We start from the raw sequence: 18,658 nt of genomic DNA on the forward strand, positions 1-18,658 counted from the left end.
ATCAATTTCTCAAATATCTATAGCTTGAACTGATGAACCAAGTCACCTTGCTGATTTGCCAGAATCGTTAGGTTTTGGCTTGCTTCAGCAATCGACGACATAGCTTGGTAACTCTTATCGGCGATGTGGTTGATGTCTTCAATATTGCGCGCGATATCTCCCGATGTTTCGCTTTGTTCAGCTGCTGCCTGAGAAATGTGCGTGCTCATATGGCTGATCTCAAGAATCAGCGCTTGAATCTCTTCCATCGCACTATTTGCACTTGAGGCCTGTTCAACCGACATGTCCATATCGCTCATGCAGCTTTCAATGACGTTGCTTGCTGTTTTCGAGCTTGATTGCAGGTTGCTGATCATGGTCTCAATTTCAGACGTTGATTGAGTGGTCTTTTGTGCCAGTACGCGTACTTCATCGGCAACCACCGCAAAACCACGACCTTGCTCACCCGCACGCGCCGCTTCGATTGCCGCATTGAGTGCAAGTAGGTTGGTTTGTTCAGCAATACCACGGATAACATCGAGGATTGAGCCAATCTGGCTACTCATCTGTTGCAGTTCACCTACCGCGCTGACAGACTCAGTAAGTCGAGCCTCAAGTTTGTTGATGGTGCTGATGTTGGTGTTCATGATTTGACGACCAGATTCAGAAGCCGATTCTACTTGTTGAACCATGGTTAATGAGCTTTGCGCGCTGTTCGCCACTTCTTGAACTGAATGAGACATCTCTGTCATAGCTGTCGCGACTGTCGCTGTTTGCTCGCGCTGGCTGTTCAGTTGAGCCTGCGTTTCTGAAGACGTTTTTTGGTTTACGCTTGCCGTTTTAGTTAAGTCATCGGAAGCGTCATTCAGTTTCACGAGAATATTACGTAGGTTGTCGGCCAAGGTGTTGATGTGGCGGCTCACACGACTGAATTCGTTATCATAACGAATGTCGATTCGTTGAGTCATATCGCCTTCAGTTAGGCCTTCCAATGTACCTAGGATACGAGTTAATGGCTCTCTTACACTATGTGCAATGTGGTAGCCGATCGCTGCGGCGAATACCGTTACAACAATACCAATCGCAATCGCATTGAACAGACCTTTATCGTAGATGCTGCTTGCGTCTGCTAATGATGAGTTCAACTGTTCTTCTGCAGTCACGTTGAATGAATCCAATACCGCCATCGCTTGGTCTATTTCAACGGCAAGATTTGCGATGTTGATGTACAGCGCTTCTTTCGCTTTTAGGTAGTTGTTGTGTTTGTCTAGCACGCCACCTTTCTGGCCAACGTCTTTCGTGAATCTTTGTACGGATTCATCGAAGACATTTTTAAGCGCAGGTAATTGTGTTGATAAACCACGGTAAGCGTAGTTTAAGTGAGTCACGGCTTTTTTATTCTGGTTTACCGCTTTTTGCACGAAAGACACATCAGAACTCGCTAGGGCGTCTGAGGTGATAACTTCAGCGTCTTGCAGTTTGATGAAGTAGCTTTTCGCCATCACTTTTACAGAGATGCTTTTTTGGTCGGCAACGTACTCTTTCATGCCTACCGTCAATTCAGAATGAAGACGTTGGAAATCTCGAGAGGCTTTTTGTACTTGCTCCTGTGCTTCAAACATCGCCACGTAGTTATTCATCGCTTCATCAGCTTCAGCAAAGTAACGCTCTTCCATTGCTCGTAACTGCACGATACGCTCAGTTAACGAGGCATTGTTTTGACTTGCCGCTTCTAAACTGCCTAGAACTTGAGAAAAAGAGTTTTGTGATGCCGCAAATTCTGTACGCATTGCAGACATGCGCTCAGCATTTTGTGTGGTTAAGAAGTCTTTGAATGACTTATCAGCAGAGAGCAATTGGACGCTTGTTTGATTTGAAAGCGCAACAAGCGGTAATGAGGTTTCTGAGACACTCTCAAAATTGCTGTGTATCTGATTCATGCTGTTCATCATGATGGTTATCGTGACTGCGAACATGATGATGATCAGTGCGAAACCAGCGTACATACGCTTGATCACAGATCCCTTCATGGCTTTCTCCCTAAATAAAATGCAGACCTAATGTCAGGTCAATGTAAAACTAACAAAATTGTCAGCATTCTATTGAGCTCCGCTTACGCATTTTATGACGCACACAACAAAAATAACCCTCAGTTATAATCAGCATGCCATTCTTGAGAGCTAAGGCTTGTTTTCTTTGATTTGAACGGTGTTTTTTATTATGCTTTAGAGCGGATTTATTGTGGTTTGTTGCGGCATAGCGCATACTCAAAACATTAAAAACTCAATGTTTTATCGGAGAAAAACATGGCTGAAGAAACTATCTTTAGTAAGATCATCAATAAAGAAATTCCTGCAGATCTGCTATACCAAGACGACTTAGTAACGGCATTCCGTGATATTAACCCTCGCGCTCCTAGCCATATCCTAATTATCCCTAACAAGCTGATTCCCACAACCAACGATGTTGAAGTGGAAGATGAAGCAATGATGGGACGTATGTTTACTGTTGCTCGTAAGTTAGCGAAAGAAGAAGGCATTGCAGAAGATGGTTACCGTCTTATCGTGAACTGCAACTCTCACGGTGGCCAAGAGGTTTACCATATTCACATGCATTTGGTTGGTGGCCGCCCGCTTGGCCCGCTTTTAATGAGTTAATTAAAAGGCTAATGAGCTAACGAAACAGTTAATGATCTCGTTAATACAAGTTAATGGGTTAGTTAACCTAAACAGCCAGTTGGAAAATTTGTTGTTTGTATGCCAACTTTAAGTTTTATCTGTTGTCTGAATATCGGCATCGCCTAGGCCGAGCCTAATTAAGCAGGATAACAACCTGCTTGAGATCCTTTTAACAACACGTTTCGTTTTGATAATGAGACAACAAAGTTGGCATTTTAAACATGCACGGAGACGATAAGTGAAGCAACAGTTTAGATTCGCTTCCATTGCCCTGTTATCGGCGTTGACCGCGGGTTGTGCGAGTATGTCTGCAGGCAGTCTGTTCAGTCATTACAGCGCGCAAAACAAAGATATCTATCAAGCAGTGAAATCTGGGGATTATTCAGAGGCTCAGCAGGAGCTACCAGATTACATAGCTGGCGACATCCTTGATAACTTTGAAAGAGGCAGGGTTAATCTGCTGGATCAAAAGTACCCTGAAAGTAAGTCTTCGTTTGAATTGGCTGATCAGGCAGTAAAAGATCAACAAAACAAAGCCGTAATTTCTATTTCAGACAGTGCAACCAGTGTAGGTGCGTTGGCTGTGAACGATAATATTACCGAGTATGTGCCGCCTGATTACGAGTTAGGCTTTCTTCATCTCTATCTCGGTTTAAATTATCTCAAGAAAAACGACTTAGAAGGTGCGGTGATCGAAATGCGTCGTGCCAACCAAGTTCAAGAACAAGCAAAGAAGCAACGTGAAGCTGAATTAGAAAGTGCAGCCAACGATGCGAAGAAGCAGGGAGTGTCTGCCAATGTGGGTAGCATTCTTGCCAATTACCCAGACGCGGGTAAAAAACTGCAGTCGGTGCAAAATGCGTATCTGATGTTTTTATCGGGTCTGCTTTATGAAGCTTCAAACGACTTAAACAGCGCCTACGTTGACTATCAACGTGCTTTGGCTGTGATGCCAGAGAACCAAGAAATCATTGATAGAACGATGGCAACAGCCGCTCGTTTAGGTATGCGACAAGATTTAACGACACTCGAAAAGCGCTACAAGCAATCGTCTAAGCTTGGCAGTGGTCAAGGTCGTGTGATTGTGCTTCAAGAGCAGAGCGCTGTTCAAGCTATGGACAGTTGGCGATTAGATTTACCTATTTATGACAGTCGAGATCAGGGCGCAATATATTCTCTGGCGCTGCCATATTATCCGAGCCAAAACGTAGAGCGTTTTTCTGCCTTACGAATCAGTGGACAACCGTTACAAGAACATTTGATTACGGATGTAAACGCGATGGCTCAAAACGATTTATCTGAGCGCATGACGAGTATTGTTATTCGCCAAGCACTGCGTGTGGTCGCGAAAGATCGCATTCGCAAAGAAGCGACCCAAGGTAACGATGTGGGTAACATTCTGTTCAATGTCTGGAATACCTTTACGGAACAGCCAGACACGCGTAGCTGGCAATCTTTACCCGCAGAGATCAAGAGCAGCACGTTTGTAGCAAATAGCGGTCAATATACGTTAGAAGCGGGTGCTAGAACGTATGACTTTGATATTAGAGAAGGGCAGACCACCTTGGTTTGGATTTCTCGACAAGGCAATAACGCAACAATGTGGCATAAACAGCTAGGGAGGCTGTAATGAAAAAGTGGTTAGTGAGCGTAGCAGCGGTCATCGCTCTGGCTGGTTGTGCTGATAACACAGCAGGTGTAAGGGTTGATAGCCTAACTCAAAACGTATTTTTTGGTGACAATGTGCTCGGCAGTCGACTTGCCGTTGATGATATCCGCACTGATCAAATTGATGGTCACACAAGAGGTATTGTTCGTTTAAACAGTAACTATAAAGGCGATCAACATATCCTTTATCGTTTCTACTGGTACGACGATGCTGGACTTGAGGTCAACCTAAAGCAAGGCCCTTGGAAACAAGCGATTGTTCGTGGCTTTGAAAGTATTTCGTTGTCGGAAGTGTCGGTAAACCCGAAAGCAACTCAGTTCCGAGTTCAGTTCCGAGAGCAGTAAGCTCTGCGAGAATAGACATAGTTAGAGTGAGCTCGAGTTATATCAGTTCGATTCGGGCCACAGAAAGCGGATTTATTGATTCGCTAACATAAGAATTTAAGAGTGAGGGTAACCCCGCTCAGTGATAAGTTGAGGAAACAAAATGAAAAAGAGTGTCATTGCGCTACTAGGTTTAGCGGTTATTTTAGGCGGTTGTTCAAACAAGGTAAGCTACGGTGATGCACAAGCAGTAGAAACCACAACAATCGATTTCGGTTCAACAGATCTTCAAACGATTGCTGGCGAAATGGTCGATAGCATGATGGCTTCTGGTTCTGTTTCTTACATCACTCGTGAGCAGCGTCCAATCGTCTTCGTAGAACGCATCAAGAACAAAACCAGTGAGCACATCGATACTGAGTCAATCACTGACACTATCAGTACTAAAATGCTGAACTCTGGTAAGTTCCGTTTCGTTGATATGGATCGTGTAGAGTCTGTTCGTGATCAACTGAACTTCCAAAACAACGATGAGCTTGTAAACCAAAGTTCAGCGATTCAGTTTGGTAAAATGGTCGGTGCTCAGTACATGTTGTACGGCAACCTATCAAGCATCGTGAAGAAAGACGGTAGCGATGAAGACGTATACTACAAAATGACCATGCGTCTAATGGATCTTGAGTCTGGCTTAATTGAATGGGCTGATGAGACTGAAATCCGTAAGCAACAATCTAAGAGCCTACTGGGTCTTTAATTTCGCTTACTTGCCAATCAAACGCAGCCGGTAAAGACAGCGTTTGATTTGGTCACACGCCAATGCAGTACATGATGTGCTGTGAATAAAAGACACTGGCTTTTGGTCAGTGTCTTTTTTGTAGGGAAATGGAAACGTTTGTAGGGAATGAGCAATGGCAATTTTTTCTTGGCCTGAAGCTAAGCTTCTTGATACCAGTTTGAGTTCGCTGGATGGTTACTTTTCTGAACCACCGGTTAGAGCACAGACGCTGACCGGCGGTTTAACCAATCGATGTTGGAAGCTGGTTTCAGCCGATGGTACCGAGTATGTTTGGCGTCCGATTACTCCGATTACCAAGGCGTTCTTCATCTCTCGTCATGAAGAGTATCAAGTGCTCTCTGCTATTGAGCGCCTAGATATCGGGCCAAGTCCGATAATGGTCAATGAGCAAGGCTTATTGGTTGAATGGATTGCGGGTGAGACTCTTTACGAAGGCTTAGAGCTTGATGATTTGTTGAAAACGCTGATCTCGGTGCATTTGGTTAATACCGCACGATTGCCGCTCCAACCGTTCAGCTTTACAGCGCGAGTCGATCATTACTGGCTTCAGCTTGATGCGGTTCATAAGACTGAAATCTGCACCAAGATTTATCAAGAGTGGCGCGTGGCTCCAAGTATCCCAAGTGTTGACCTGTCTTTGTGTCATTTTGATCTCGGTGGCTATAACCTTGTGAAGAACCAAGGTGGGATTAAGATCATTGATTGGGAATATGCAGCCTTAGCTGACCCAAGGCTTGATCTTACGTTAACTATTGCTGTTGCGGATGTCCCGGTGATTGAAGCCGTTAACAAGTACTGTCAGTTAAGAGGTATTCATGATGTTCAGCCTTGGCTTGATGGCGTAGAGGCTTGGTTGCCACGAAGTCGAATGATGGCCATGTTGTGGTATTTACTGGCACATCAGCTCTGGGGCGATGAAAGCTATCTGCGTGAAGCTGAGTTATTGAGTCACACTTTCTGTAGCTAGGATCACGTTTAGGAAGTGAAAAATATAATTTCGTTGGTGTTCCCTTTAAAACCTTATTTTTCATGTTAGATTAATTAAAACGTACCAATATTCAACAGGGAGGTACTAATGATTATTTATCTACATGGCTTCGACTCAACTAGCCCGGGCAATCACGAAAAAATACTGCAGTTGCAATTCATTGATGATGACGTTCGTTTCATCAACTACAGTACTTTGCATCCAAAGCACGATATGCAGCATCTTCTTAAAGAAGTGCATAAAGTGATAGAACAATCTGATGATCCGCATCCTATTATCTGTGGGGTAGGTTTAGGGGGTTTTTGGTCAGAGCGTATTGGTTTCTTATGCGGGATTAAGCAAGTGGTTTTCAACCCTAACCTGCAACCTGAGAACAATATGGTGGGTCGAATTGACCGTCCTGAAGAGTATGAAGATATTGCGACTAAGTGTGTCGCTCAGTATCGTATGAAAAACAAGGGACGCTGTTTAGTTGTGTTGTCTCGTGAAGATGAAATTCACGACAATACGCGAACGGAAGCTGAACTTGGGGATTACTATGAGGTAATCTGGGATGAAAAAGAGAGCCATAAATTTAAAAAGATCTCTCAACACCTTCAAGCAATGAAAGCGTTTAAAAACGCCTAATTCACCCCTCTATTTTATAAAAGCAGCACTCATTTGAGTGCTGCTTTTTTACATCTGAATCCTAGGAACTGGCATTGATAAAACGGTTGTATATGTTTTATCGATGAGTTTGCGCATTTGTAGACAAGCTTGCGCAAACGTTAACTAATTCGCCCCGAATCCTCATTGTGGGTAAGGATTTTTGTTGCGGTCATCTTTTTGCTATATATAATGTTCCCAAGCAAAATATTTTGATAAATATCAAGAAAAATTGAGAGCGAGTGATAAAACTTGCCCATTATTTGTGCTCTACCTCTCAGGTAGTCACCTTTTTTATCCACGTGAGCAAAGCGACAGGCCAATGTTTGTTGTTTGTAATCCCTCTAACTACTCGGTGAGCTGTCGTTATTCTTTTTCGCGGTTATCCAATTTGTAACAGCCTTCGCATTCAAGGCCGAGTAGATACATAGAATTTATCGGTTGGAGTAATCGAGCCGAACCCCATTTATTCATTTTGTAGAGGATTGTCATTGTGACAAAAATTATCGTAGTAGGCGGTGGTGCTGGTGGTTTAGAACTAGCAACTAAGCTAGGCCGCACTTTAGGTCGTAAAAAACGTGCCCAGATTACTCTGGTTGACCGTAAAGCAAGCCACCTATGGAAACCATTACTTCATGAAGTAGCAACAGGTTCACTGGACGAAGGTGTTGATGCATTAAGCTACCGCGCACATGCAAAAAACCATTACTTCGATTTCCAAATGGGCAGCCTGAACGACATCGATCGTGAGCGTAAAGTGATTGCACTGAGCGAACTGAAAGATGATCACGGTGAATTGCTGATGCCAAGCCGTGAACTGGAATACGACATCCTAGTGATGGCAATTGGTTCAACGTCAAACGACTTCAACACGCCTGGCGTTCGTGACAACTGTATTTTCCTTGATAGCCCAGAACAAGCTCACCGTTTCCGTACGGAAATGAACAACCAGTTCTTAAAACTTCACGCTAAAAACGGTCAAGGCACTGTTGATATCGCGATTGTTGGTGCTGGCGCGACAGGTGTAGAGCTTTCTGCTGAGCTTCACAACGCTGTGAAAGAGCTTCGTACTTACGGTTTTGGTGATCTAGATTCAAGCAAGCTTAACGTTAACCTGGTTGAAGCGGGTGAGCGAATTCTTCCAGCTCTACCACCTCGTATTTCGAGTGCAGCGCACTCTGAGCTAACTAAGCTTGGTGTTAACGTGCGTACCAACACTATGGTGATTCAGGCTGATTCTGAAGGTCTAACAACCAAAGATGGCGATAAGATTCCAGCGCAAATCATGGTTTGGGCGGCGGGTATCAAAGCACCAGATTTCCTGAAAGATATTGGTGGTCTTGAGACTAACCGTATTAACCAATTGGTTGTGAAAAACACGCTACAAACCACGCTTGATGACAACATCTTTGCTATTGGCGACTTAGCACAATGTACACAAGCGGACGGTTCATTTGTTCCACCACGTGCACAAGCGGCGCACCAAATGGCAAGCTGCGCATTCAGCAACATCATTGCTAAGCTGAACGGCCGTGACCTGAAAGATTATATCTACAAAGACAAAGGCTCGCTTGTTTCACTAAGCCGTTTCTCTACAGTAGGTAGCTTGATGGGTAACCTGACTAAAGGCTCAATGATGGTCGAAGGTCGTATTGCTCGCGTGGTTTACATCTCTTTGTATCGCATGCACCAAGTCGCGCTTCACGGCATCATCAAAACGTCGTTAATGATGTTGGTAGGCCGAATCAACCGTGTGTTGCGTCCAAATCTGAAGCTGCACTAATTAATTGGTGATTTTCAGCGAATAAAAAAGAGCTCTTCGGAGCTCTTTTTTGATCGTGTCGATGACGTGCTGTTTTTGCTGGCTTAATGACTTAATAATTAAAGAACCTAAGAACCTAAGAACCTAAGAACTTAAGAACTTAAGAACTTAAGAACTTAAGAACTTAAGAACCTAAGAGGTTGGAGGCAATACAGAATAAACCACGCCGTCTTTTGGTTTGCCGTTAAAGATAAAGCGGTTCTTGGCAATGGTTTCACGCTCTGCGCCACACTTCTCAATCAGCCTTTGGCTTGGTAGGTTTTCTGTATCGCAAACAATCTCTAAACGCGTTAGTTTCAGTTGAGCAAAGCAGAATTCAAATAAGGTCAGCATCGCTTCTTTGGCAATCCCTTTTCGTTGAAACTCGTCGCCAACCCAATAACCTAAACTTGCCATATTGAAGGTATGGTAAAGCTCATTAATTGCCACCATTCCAACCAGTTGATTGCTGTGGCGTTCAAAAATACCAAACCCAAATGCGTCTGCTTTTACCCAATTTAAGCGGGTAGCCAGAATGAATTTTTCGGCTTCTACAATAGAGAACGCATCGTGGCACCAGTCTACCCATGGAAATAGGCTAGGGGATGTTTGGATCAACCGAGAGAACTCAGGAGCGTCTGTAGCTTCAATAATTTTGAGGCTGAGGTGTTGAGTATTTATCTGAAAGTCAGGGCTCATAAGAAATACCGAATTACATGTAAGTACTGAACAAAGTAGTCAATACAGAATAAAGATAGATAGCACTTAATAAAACGCCCTCACTAGGAGGGCGGATTTTGAATTATTTATATAATTATAGCCGAATCGGCAAGTAACTTACTGCGCTACACGTCGAACTTGAATCACCATACCTAGAAGCGGGTGATCAAGGTAGTGAGTTTCTGTACTACGCATACGACGCTTTTGATCCATGCGGTAGCTCTTAAGGAACTCTTCTACCTGCACTGTCGGTGAGATCTCAGTTAAGTTGCCCACCTGAACATTGCTGTCTGCACCGCTTACTGGTGTGTCTAACTCAATAGGCTGTTCTTTCAGAGTCACTTCACGAACGCTTGGCGCTTTTAAATCGAGCGTGGTTTCAGCGTATAGGTAATGCTGCACGTAGATCTGTAGCTTGCCGTCTAGTTCGTATAGTGGCTTATCAATGGTCTCTTCTTTGAATCCATCGGCACTGCCTGCGGTGATAGCACCTTTTTCAGAACCATCTGCATTGAAATCTTTAGAGAAGTCTTTACCTGCTTGAATATGGAAAACAGGTGCAGAGCTCTTACCTTGGTCACCTTGACGCCAAGCAGTATGCATCAGAACTTCAAAGCCTGCATGTTTGCGCAGTTTGTCTTTCTGAGGCGTTAGCTTGTACTCTGAGTAAGGCAACATTTGTACGCCTTTCTTAGAGCGGTATTGGGTATCTTGAAATGAACCAACGCGCTCAAGTGAAATCTTCGGCTGAGTGTTCGGCCAAGATTCGTTGACTTTTTCGGCATCAACTGCGCGCTTGAAAATGATCACTTCTATATCAAATTGTCTCTGAGCCAAACTTGGCAGTGAGACGAACAATAGTAGCAGTGGGATCAGTCTTTTCATTTTTACTCCGTCTTCCAGCCGCTGTTACGGCTGGATAATTTATATGTGCAGTGGATTGGGTTTTATGCCGAAGGCAGCAAGTTCTGTCTGAATTCGCCCAATAAATCACTAACAAATTGAATTCGTTTCCGTCTGTCTACCAATGGTATCGTAAACTTGAACTTTGTTGGTCCTTCCATTGAAAACTTTTGCGGTTGGGATTGCAATAGTTTAACAAGGTAGGCCGGGTTTATGTCAGCATCTGGGTAGAATTCTAAGAATCCGCCCTTGTCGTGAGCTTCAATTTTCTTCGCCTTAATGGACGCAGCCGCTAATTTTAGCTCAGAAACTGATAATAAGTTCTTGGTTGCATCAGGAAGACTGCCAAAGCGGTCGATCAGTTCAACTTTAAGCTCTGCCAGTTCATCCGTGTCACTGACGCTCGCAATACGCTTGTAGGTCGATAATCGAGTATTGATGTCTGGGATATAGTCATCTGGCAATAACGCAGGTAGACGCATTTCGATCTCAGTTTGTTCACGCAGTAGGTCATCAAGCGATGGCTCTCGACCTTCTTTCAATGCTTCAACTGCTTGCTCAAGCATTTCCATATAAAGCGTAAAGCCAACCGATTGGATTTGACCACTCTGCTCATCACCCAACAGTTCACCCGCGCCACGAATCTCTAAATCGTGAGTCGCTAGGGTAAAGCCAGCGCCCAGATCTTCCAAAGAGGCAATCGCATCTAATCGCTTAATGGCGTCTTTGCTCATCGCTTTCGGGTGTGGTGTTAGCATGTAGGCATAAGCTTGGTGATGCGAACGACCCACACGACCACGTAACTGGTGCAGCTGCGCTAAACCGAGATTGTCGGCTCTATCCATCAAGATGGTATTCGCCGTCGGAACATCGATACCTGTTTCGATGATGGTGGTACATACCAACAGATTAAAACGCTGATGATAGAAGTCATTCATGATGCGTTCTAGTTCGCGCTCTCGCATTTGACCATGAGCGACCGTTACACGAGCTTCTGGAATTAACTTCTGCAGGGACTCGGCTGTTTTTTCAATCGTGTCGACTTGGTTGTGCAGGAAGTAAACCTGACCACCACGCATGATTTCACGCAGTACCGCCTCTCTTACCACCGCATCATCACTCTCTCGAACAAAGGTTTTTATTGCTAAGCGTCGTGCTGGTGGCGTTGCGATGATCGAAAGATCGCGCATGCCACTCATCGCCATATTTAGCGTTCGTGGAATAGGCGTTGCGGTTAGCGTTAGGATATCAACATCGGCACGCATCGCTTTCACTTTCTCTTTCTGACGTACGCCAAAGCGGTGTTCCTCATCGACAACCAACAGGCCAAGGTCTTGGAATTTGATTTCACTAGAAAGTAGTTTGTGAGTACCCACTAAGATATCGACTTTGCCGTCAGCGACATCTTGCATGATTAACTTTTGCTCTTTAGCTGATTTGAATCGAGATAGAACCTCAACACGAATCGGCAAGTTGGCGAAACGGTCTCGGAAGTTTTCAAAGTGCTGCTGAGCAAGTAGGGTAGTTGGTACTAATACCGCGACTTGTTTGTTGTTGTCGGTACACACGAACGCAGCACGCATTGCGACTTCTGTTTTACCAAAGCCCACATCACCACACACTAAGCGGTCCATGGCTTTTGCTTGGCACATGTCAGACATCACAGCATTGATTGCCATCGCTTGGTCGTCGGTTTCTTCAAAAGGAAAGCCAGATTTGAAGGTTGCGTATTGACCACGATCCAATACAAATTTGTAGCCAGGTTTGAGCTCACGCTTAGCGTAAACGTCAAGTAGTTCTGCGGCAACATCACGGACTTTTTCAGCTGCGCGTTTACGAGCTTTTTGCCATGCTTCGCCACCGAGTTTGTGCAGTGGTGCTGAATCTTCAGCACCACCTGAATAGCGGCCAATCAAATTCAGAGACGCAACAGGCACGTATAACTTGGCATCGTTTTGATACTCAAGCGTTACGTATTCGGTTTTCATCCCGCCGGCTTCAAGTGTTTGCAAGCCGATATAGCGGCCAATACCGTGGTCAATGTGAACAACCGGTTGGCCCGGTTTAAGTTCCGCTAAGTGACGAATTACGGTATCGCTGTTAACGCTTTTCTTGTCTTTCTTACGGCGCTGTACAACGCGATCGCCTAATAAATCACTTTCACAGATAAGAGCAATGTTTTGCTCTTCTTGGATAAAGCCGTGTTCAGCTGAACCTAATATGAGGCTGAACTTGTCTTTGGCTTTAATGGCCGCATCCAAGTTTTCAACCTCACTTGGTCGAACTTTAATGCCATTGAGTAATTCACTCAGGGCTTCACGGCGACCTTCAGACTCAACCGAAAAAACCACTTTGCCATCGAAGGCTTCCGTGAATTTTCTGAGATTGGCCAGAGGCTCTTTGTTTTGATGCTGAACACTCAAGTCTGGCAGTGATGCAACCGGTAGGTTGATGCGGCCAGCTTTTTTTTCAATCGTATCTAAGCTCAGGTTAACTTGTGGTTTTTGCTTAAAGTGAGCGAATAGCTCATCTTTTTTTAGCCACAATTGCTCTGGACTCAATAGGGGTCTTAATGGATCAACACCGCGTTGTTCGTATCGGTGAGCAACGTCGGTAAGGAAAGCATCAACAGCTGTTTCTACGTCACCAAGAACCAAGAGTTGCGCTTCATCGGCAACGTAATCGAATAAGGTTTCGGTGTGGTCAAAAAACAGCGGTTGCCAATATTCAATACCGGCAGGCCACGTACCTTTAGAAACTTGCATGTAGACAGATTCTGGTTCACGACGTGCATCGAATTGCTGACGCCAGCGAATTCTGAAATCTTCGATTGCGCTTTCTGAGGTTGGAAACTCGTGTGCTGGCAGTAAACGGATCTCAGAGATGTCTTCGATAGAACGCTGGTTTTCAGGATCGAATGTACGGATCGTGTCGATCTCGTCATCGAAAAAGTCGATACGATATGGGTCTTTGCTGCCCATCGGGAACAAGTCGAGAATTGAACCACGGCTTGCGTATTCACCCGGGCCAAACACTTGGTCAACGTAACGATAGCCTGATTTTTCAAGCTGAAGACGCAGCTTTTCCAACGAGTAGAGATCGCCCGTTTTTACCATTAACGTGTGTTGCAACAAGAAGTCACGCGGCGACTGACGTTGTAGTAGCGTGCTGATCGGAACGATCGTGATGCCGTCTTTTAATGTTGGTAAGGCATAAAGTCGCGCTATACGGTCAGAAATGATCTCTTGGTGCGGCGAGAAGCTATCGTATGGCAGCGTTTCCCAGTCAGGGAATAGTGCCACTTCATGTGACGTAAACTGCTCAATTTCTGATTGAAGCTTGAGTGCGATCTGAGGATCGGGCACCGCAAGCAAAGTATGGCTGTTATGCTGCTCCGCAAGTTTAGCGATAGCAAGCGCGAGAGATGAACCAACTAGGTTACCGATGTGTTTTTTATCACCGGCGCCTTTGAGCTTTGGTAGTGTAAAAATGGATTGTTTTGTCATGTCTATTTACTTGTTATCTCGTTCTAGAGAGCGTTGACGTAAGAGCTTTTGTTGTTGATGAAGTGCAGCCTTGATCAGCAAGTCTTGGTCAGTATCACGAAGATGAGCGTATTTGAATTTGATTTCGAAGCCTGAATCTTTTGGTTCGCTAGCGAAGACTTCTGCGTAGCAATAAATAGCGGCGGCTGGGTGCTCGATGAAGAGCTTAGCTTTAACTAAGCGACCCGCTTCGATATCTGTTTTGGAAAAACAAGAGAACTGACTCGCGCCAAATGAATACGTGTGGGTACGAAAGTGTTCATCATCTTGTTGCGATAACATAAAGCTCAACAAGAGATTTAATTTAGAGTTCTGTGCATCCAATAAACTGATGACATTCTTCAAGTCGCTGTTTTTCAGTTCGTTGCGAGCACTATCGGCTAATAGGTCCAATTGGCTAAACTCACTTGCCACAACAAAAGGGGCAGGGATCTCCGATTCGAACTGAATCTGAGAAGGTAAAGCGAAGTTACTGTCCATTGGCTCAATATTAGCGGTAAGGCTGTGGTGAACGGTGAAAAACTCTTGTTCTGTCATGCGTTAGTTCCTTGAAGTGATCTATTGATTATCGCTATGTGGCCGCAGTAATCAAGGTCAGTTAATTGAAAGTCTCAAATAGTTGTTTGAAAGTTGGCTATTTGACAAGGTTCTGTTTTTCAAGCCTAACTAATTGAGTTAATTCACTCTATATTTTCAATTAACCCCTACACAGTAACGGCAATACCCGTTACATTAACCCGCATCTCCTTTAGATGGTTCAAAGTATGTTTCATCCTATTTCATTGTTTGTTGGCCTGCGTTATTTGAAAGGCCGTTCAGGTGATCGCTTTAGCCGTTTTGTTTCTTATATGTCGACAGCCGGAATCACCATTGGTGTGCTGTCTCTGGTTACTGTTTTGTCGGTAATGAATGGATTCGAAGCGCAGTTAAAAGACCGAATTCTTGGTGTCCTTCCTCAAGCCGTTGTTTACGAGCAAGGAGGCACAACGTCACTTTCTGCTCAAGCACCTAGCTTTACGGAGCAAATGTCGCTCAATGGTCACGTAGAACCCATTGTTCGCAGTGAAGCGGTGATCCAAAGTCCTGCTCAGTTATCTGCGGGCTTGTTAATCGGTATTGAACCAAATTCAGATGACCCTCTTCAGAATCATTTAATTGCTGGCAGACTGTCTTCACTCAAGGCTGGTCAGTATCAGCTTTTCCTTGGTCATACCTTGGCAAGAAACTTGAAAGTGTCTATGGGTGATAAAGTTCGCTTAATGGTCACCAGTGCTAGCCAATACACACCGTTAGGACGTATTCCTAGCCAACGAAATTTTACCGTAGCTGGCATTTTTAACACGGGCTCGGATATCGATGCTCAATTGATGGTTACCGACATCAAAGACGCTGGGCGATTGATGCGTTATAAGTCTGATACGATTTCAGGCTGGCGACTGTTTTTTGATGACCCATTTGAAGTCGCAAATTTATCGAATACCCCGTTACCAGAGGGTTGGGTGTGGAGTGATTGGCGTGACCAACGTGGCGAGCTTTTCCAAGCCGTACGTATGGAAAAAAATATGATGGGCTTGATGCTTGGGCTGATTATTGGTGTTGCTGCGTTTAATATCATTTCTGCGCTGATTATGGTGGTGATGGAGAAGCAATCCGAAGTCGCCATCTTAAAAACGCAAGGTATGCGTGATGGTCAAGTCATGGGGATCTTTATGGTTCAAGGTGCAAGTAGTGGTGTGATCGGCGCATTATCTGGTGGCATCCTAGGCGTGATTTTAGCTTCGAACCTCAATACTATTTTAGAGGCGATGGGTGTCGCTCTGTTCTCATTTGGTGGACAACTGCCAATATTGATTAACCCAATCCAAATTGCGGTTGTTGTGGTTTTGGCTATTGCACTTAGCCTTGTCGCGACTGTATTTCCTTCTTATCGTGCATCTTCTGTGAAACCTGCTGAGGCCCTTCGTTATGAGTAATTTCCTTCAATGTAATGATATCCGTAAAACGTACCGCGAGGGTTCGTTGGATACCGAAGTCCTCAAAGGTGTCAGCTTCGAAATTGAAAAAGGCGAGTTGGTTGCAATTATTGGTACCTCCGGTTCCGGTAAAAGTACGTTATTGCATATTTTAGGTGCATTGGATGATGCTTCTGACGGCAGCGTGAGTTTTCTTGGGCAGGACTTAGCGTCTTTGAGTTCGAATAAGCAGGCAAAGCTTCGTAATCAACATCTTGGTTTTGTATATCAATTTCATCATCTTCTTTCGGACTTCTCAGCGCTTGAAAACGTAGCGATGCCATTACTTATTGGTGGTGAAAAGCCAGCGAAAGCGAAAGAAGAAGCACAACGTTTGTTGGATAAAGTCGGATTGAGTCATCGTGTTGATCACCGACCTTCAGAGCTTTCTGGTGGTGAGAGACAACGTGTGGCGATTGCGCGAGCTTTAGTTAATAAGCCGGCTTTGGTGCTGGCGGATGAACCAACAGGTAACCTTGACCACAACACAGCACTGTCTATTTACGATTTAATGCGTGAATTGAATCGCGAATACGATACCGCTTTCTTGGTTGTAACTCATGATGGTGAACTTGCGGGAAAAATGGATCGCCAATTGCACATGCAAGACGGTTTGCTGGTTAACGTAGAAAAAGAGGAGAGCTAAGTGTTTTCTTCTTTATCTCTATTGATAGGCGGCCGATTTAGTCGGGCGAAGCAACGAGACAAAATGGTCTCGTTTATCTCTCTGTCTTCGACGATCGGTATTGCTGTCGGTGTCGCGGTGATCATCATTGGTTTATCTGCGATGAATGGCTTTGAGCGTGAACTGCAATCACGAGTGCTTTCTGTTATCCCGCATGGAGAATTTGAGGGCGTCAATGAACCTGTGACACGCTGGGAGCATGTGATCGAACAAGCGACCCAACATGAAGACGTTGTCGCGGCGGCACCTTATGTGAAAATTACCGCGCTTGCCGAAAAAGGCAAAGAGCTGAAAGCAATTGAAGTTCGCGGTGTTGACCCACAACTTGAGCAACAAGTATCGAGCCTGTCGAGTTTTATCGATAAGAAAGCTTGGAGTGAGTTTAAGGCAGGGCAACAACAGATTATCTTGGGCTCTGGCGTGGCCAATGTACTTGGCGCGAAAGTGGGTGATTATCTGACTCTGATGATCCCGACGGTGAATGGGTCGGTGAAGGTTCAAGCACCTAAACGTGTTCGAGTCAAAGTCGTTGGTTTACTGACGCTTAACGGTCAAATAGATCACAGCTTGGCTCTAATCCCGATTGGCGATGCGCAAGTCTACGCAAACCTAGGCGAGGCAGTGACAGGGGTTTCTTTAAAAGTGACCGATGTGCTGAATGCAAACTCAATTGTGCGTGAAGTTGGCAATCAGCTTGATGTGTACGTGTACTTACGTAGTTGGCAACAGAAGTTTGGTTTCTTGTACCGAGATATCCAGTTGGTTCGTACTATCATGTATCTAGTGATGGTATTGGTTATTGGTGTGGCTTGTTTCAATATTGTCTCGACGCTAATGATGGCAGTAAAAGACAGAGCATCAGAGATCGCGATTTTAAGAACCATGGGCGCATCGGACGGCCTTGTGAAACGCATTTTCGTTTGGCAGGGCGTATTCTCAGGCGTGTTAGGTAGCTTGGTGGGCAGTGCAATAGGCGTGTTAGTCGCACTTAATCTTACGACACTTATCAAAGGGCTTGAAAAGTTGGTCGATCATCAGTTCTTGTCCGGTGATATCTACTTTGTCGACTTCTTGCCATCACAACTTAATATGACGGATGTTGTTGTAGTTTCTGGTACTGCTATTGTTCTAAGCCTACTGGCCACGTGGTACCCAGCATCACGAGCGGCTAAGCTGAACCCAGCAGCGGTGCTTAGTTCTAAATAGCATTAGCCTCGATAACAAATCAGTCCAGTTTCGATAAATGTAAAAAAGGATCCCAATGGGATCCTTTTTTATTGAATTCAATTCGTGTTCTTTACGACTTTCGTTACATACCAATATTGCAGAGAGCCGATGTTGTTCTGATTTCTCATAGTGTGAGTTTCAATTCACCCACATCCAACGATAGTTTCAGTACCTTGCTTGTCGTTTTTTCCAGCTTCTTACGACTGAATAGCGCCATAACCCACGAATACCAAAGTAGCCAATCATCGCAGAGATAACGCCGCAAATCATGCAACCTAATAGGAACGGAGGTCCGATGGTGCTCATTTGCGCCAAGATGAAATCCCAAGACAATTCAAAGTGGAAAGCTTGAGGCGGCACATGCATAACAAACGCACCTACTTTATAAGCAAAGTAGAACAGTACCGGCATAGTCACGGGATTACTGATCCAAACCAATGCGACAGACAGCGGTAGGTTAACACCACATGCAACAGCAAGGCCTGCAGACATAATCATTTGACTTGGTAAAGGGACAAACGCCATGAATAACCCAACAGCGAACGCGCCCGCCGCAGAGCGACGATTAAGGCACCATAAGTTGGGGTTGTACAAAACATTGCCAAAAATTTTCAATGCTTTCTGACGCTTGATGAGCTCATGGTCAGGCATAAATCGTTTGATAAACTTTCTTGGCATAGGAGGAAG

The 18,658-nt window shown here is 44.7% G+C and carries 16 protein-coding genes; 10 read left to right on the forward strand and 6 right to left on the reverse strand.

Features of this window, described 5'->3' with window-relative positions; genetic code table 11:
- Window positions 1-17 precede the first annotated feature (17 nt).
- The gene (locus AC3CKG_RS05140) at window positions 18-2,009 is read right to left on the reverse strand and encodes a methyl-accepting chemotaxis protein (RefSeq protein WP_488528922.1); all 1,992 of its coding nucleotides are present in this window, start codon (window positions 2,007-2,009) and stop codon (window positions 18-20) included.
- A 276-nt stretch (window positions 2,010-2,285) separates the two neighbouring features.
- Between AC3CKG_RS05140 and hinT the strand changes: the two genes are divergently transcribed.
- The 7 genes from hinT to AC3CKG_RS05175 all read left to right on the forward strand — a co-directional run bounded on the left by hinT (window position 2,286) and on the right by AC3CKG_RS05175 (window position 8,861).
- Complete coding sequence (hinT, locus tag AC3CKG_RS05145; RefSeq protein ID WP_004736268.1) at window positions 2,286-2,636, forward strand: purine nucleoside phosphoramidase; 351 nt, start codon at window positions 2,286-2,288, stop codon at window positions 2,634-2,636.
- 259 nt (window positions 2,637-2,895) lie between these two features.
- Entirely contained in the window at window positions 2,896-4,287 is a 1,392-nt protein-coding gene (locus tag AC3CKG_RS05150; RefSeq protein ID WP_488528923.1) for a COG3014 family protein, read from the forward strand.
- On the forward strand, window positions 4,287-4,670 hold the full coding sequence (locus AC3CKG_RS05155; protein WP_017107630.1) for a YcfL family putative periplasmic lipoprotein: 384 nt from the start codon (window positions 4,287-4,289) through the stop codon (window positions 4,668-4,670). Before AC3CKG_RS05150 ends, AC3CKG_RS05155 begins: the two co-directional genes overlap by 1 nt.
- A gap of 142 nt (window positions 4,671-4,812) precedes the next feature.
- Window positions 4,813-5,403 (forward strand): penicillin-binding protein activator LpoB, encoded by a 591-nt coding sequence (gene lpoB, locus AC3CKG_RS05160; RefSeq protein ID WP_017107631.1) that lies wholly within the window; start codon window positions 4,813-4,815, stop codon window positions 5,401-5,403.
- A gap of 154 nt (window positions 5,404-5,557) precedes the next feature.
- Window positions 5,558-6,412 carry a phosphotransferase gene (locus tag AC3CKG_RS05165; protein WP_488528924.1) on the forward strand — a complete coding sequence of 285 codons (855 nt, stop codon included), beginning with the start codon at window positions 5,558-5,560 and terminating at the stop codon, window positions 6,410-6,412.
- A 108-nt stretch (window positions 6,413-6,520) separates the two neighbouring features.
- On the forward strand, window positions 6,521-7,060 hold the full coding sequence (gene ycfP, locus AC3CKG_RS05170; RefSeq protein WP_017107632.1) for an alpha/beta hydrolase YcfP: 540 nt from the start codon (window positions 6,521-6,523) through the stop codon (window positions 7,058-7,060).
- 511 nt (window positions 7,061-7,571) lie between these two features.
- The gene (locus tag AC3CKG_RS05175) at window positions 7,572-8,861 is read left to right on the forward strand and encodes an NAD(P)/FAD-dependent oxidoreductase (protein WP_488528925.1); all 1,290 of its coding nucleotides are present in this window, start codon (window positions 7,572-7,574) and stop codon (window positions 8,859-8,861) included.
- 171 nt (window positions 8,862-9,032) lie between these two features.
- Here the strand turns inward: AC3CKG_RS05175 and AC3CKG_RS05180 are convergent, their stop codons facing one another.
- The 4 genes from AC3CKG_RS05180 to AC3CKG_RS05195 form a co-directional block, all read right to left on the reverse strand.
- The gene (locus AC3CKG_RS05180) at window positions 9,033-9,578 is read right to left on the reverse strand and encodes a GNAT family N-acetyltransferase (RefSeq protein WP_017107634.1); all 546 of its coding nucleotides are present in this window, start codon (window positions 9,576-9,578) and stop codon (window positions 9,033-9,035) included.
- 138 nt (window positions 9,579-9,716) lie between these two features.
- Window positions 9,717-10,484 carry a peptidoglycan binding protein CsiV gene (locus AC3CKG_RS05185; RefSeq protein ID WP_017109953.1) on the reverse strand — a complete coding sequence of 256 codons (768 nt, stop codon included), beginning with the start codon at window positions 10,482-10,484 and terminating at the stop codon, window positions 9,717-9,719.
- Window positions 10,485-10,546: 62 nt separating this feature from the next.
- Window positions 10,547-14,008, reverse strand: coding sequence for a transcription-repair coupling factor (gene mfd, locus AC3CKG_RS05190; protein WP_488528926.1), 3,462 nt, complete (start codon window positions 14,006-14,008; stop codon window positions 10,547-10,549).
- A 6-nt stretch (window positions 14,009-14,014) separates the two neighbouring features.
- Window positions 14,015-14,584 (reverse strand): PilZ domain-containing protein, encoded by a 570-nt coding sequence (locus AC3CKG_RS05195; protein WP_488528927.1) that lies wholly within the window; start codon window positions 14,582-14,584, stop codon window positions 14,015-14,017.
- Window positions 14,585-14,811: 227 nt separating this feature from the next.
- On the opposite strand from AC3CKG_RS05195, the gene lolC reads away from it, so the two are divergent.
- The 3 genes from lolC to lolE are packed head-to-tail and all read left to right on the forward strand — an operon-like array spanning window position 14,812 to window position 17,950.
- A complete protein-coding gene (gene lolC, locus AC3CKG_RS05200; RefSeq protein ID WP_488528928.1) occupies window positions 14,812-16,020 on the forward strand; it encodes a lipoprotein-releasing ABC transporter permease subunit LolC in 1,209 nt (402 codons plus the stop codon).
- On the forward strand, window positions 16,013-16,705 hold the full coding sequence (gene lolD, locus AC3CKG_RS05205; protein ID WP_017083246.1) for a lipoprotein-releasing ABC transporter ATP-binding protein LolD: 693 nt from the start codon (window positions 16,013-16,015) through the stop codon (window positions 16,703-16,705). The genes lolC and lolD overlap by 8 nt, the downstream gene beginning before the upstream one ends.
- Window positions 16,706-17,950 carry a lipoprotein-releasing ABC transporter permease subunit LolE gene (gene lolE, locus AC3CKG_RS05210; RefSeq protein WP_488528929.1) on the forward strand — a complete coding sequence of 415 codons (1,245 nt, stop codon included), beginning with the start codon at window positions 16,706-16,708 and terminating at the stop codon, window positions 17,948-17,950. It abuts the gene before it with no gap.
- A gap of 186 nt (window positions 17,951-18,136) precedes the next feature.
- On the opposite strand, the gene AC3CKG_RS05215 is transcribed toward lolE, so the two are convergent.
- Window positions 18,137-18,649, reverse strand: coding sequence for a DUF2062 domain-containing protein (locus AC3CKG_RS05215; RefSeq protein WP_017107639.1), 513 nt, complete (start codon window positions 18,647-18,649; stop codon window positions 18,137-18,139).
- Window positions 18,650-18,658 lie beyond the last annotated feature (9 nt).

This window comes from Vibrio sp. QJM3NY_15 (assembly GCF_057785995.1).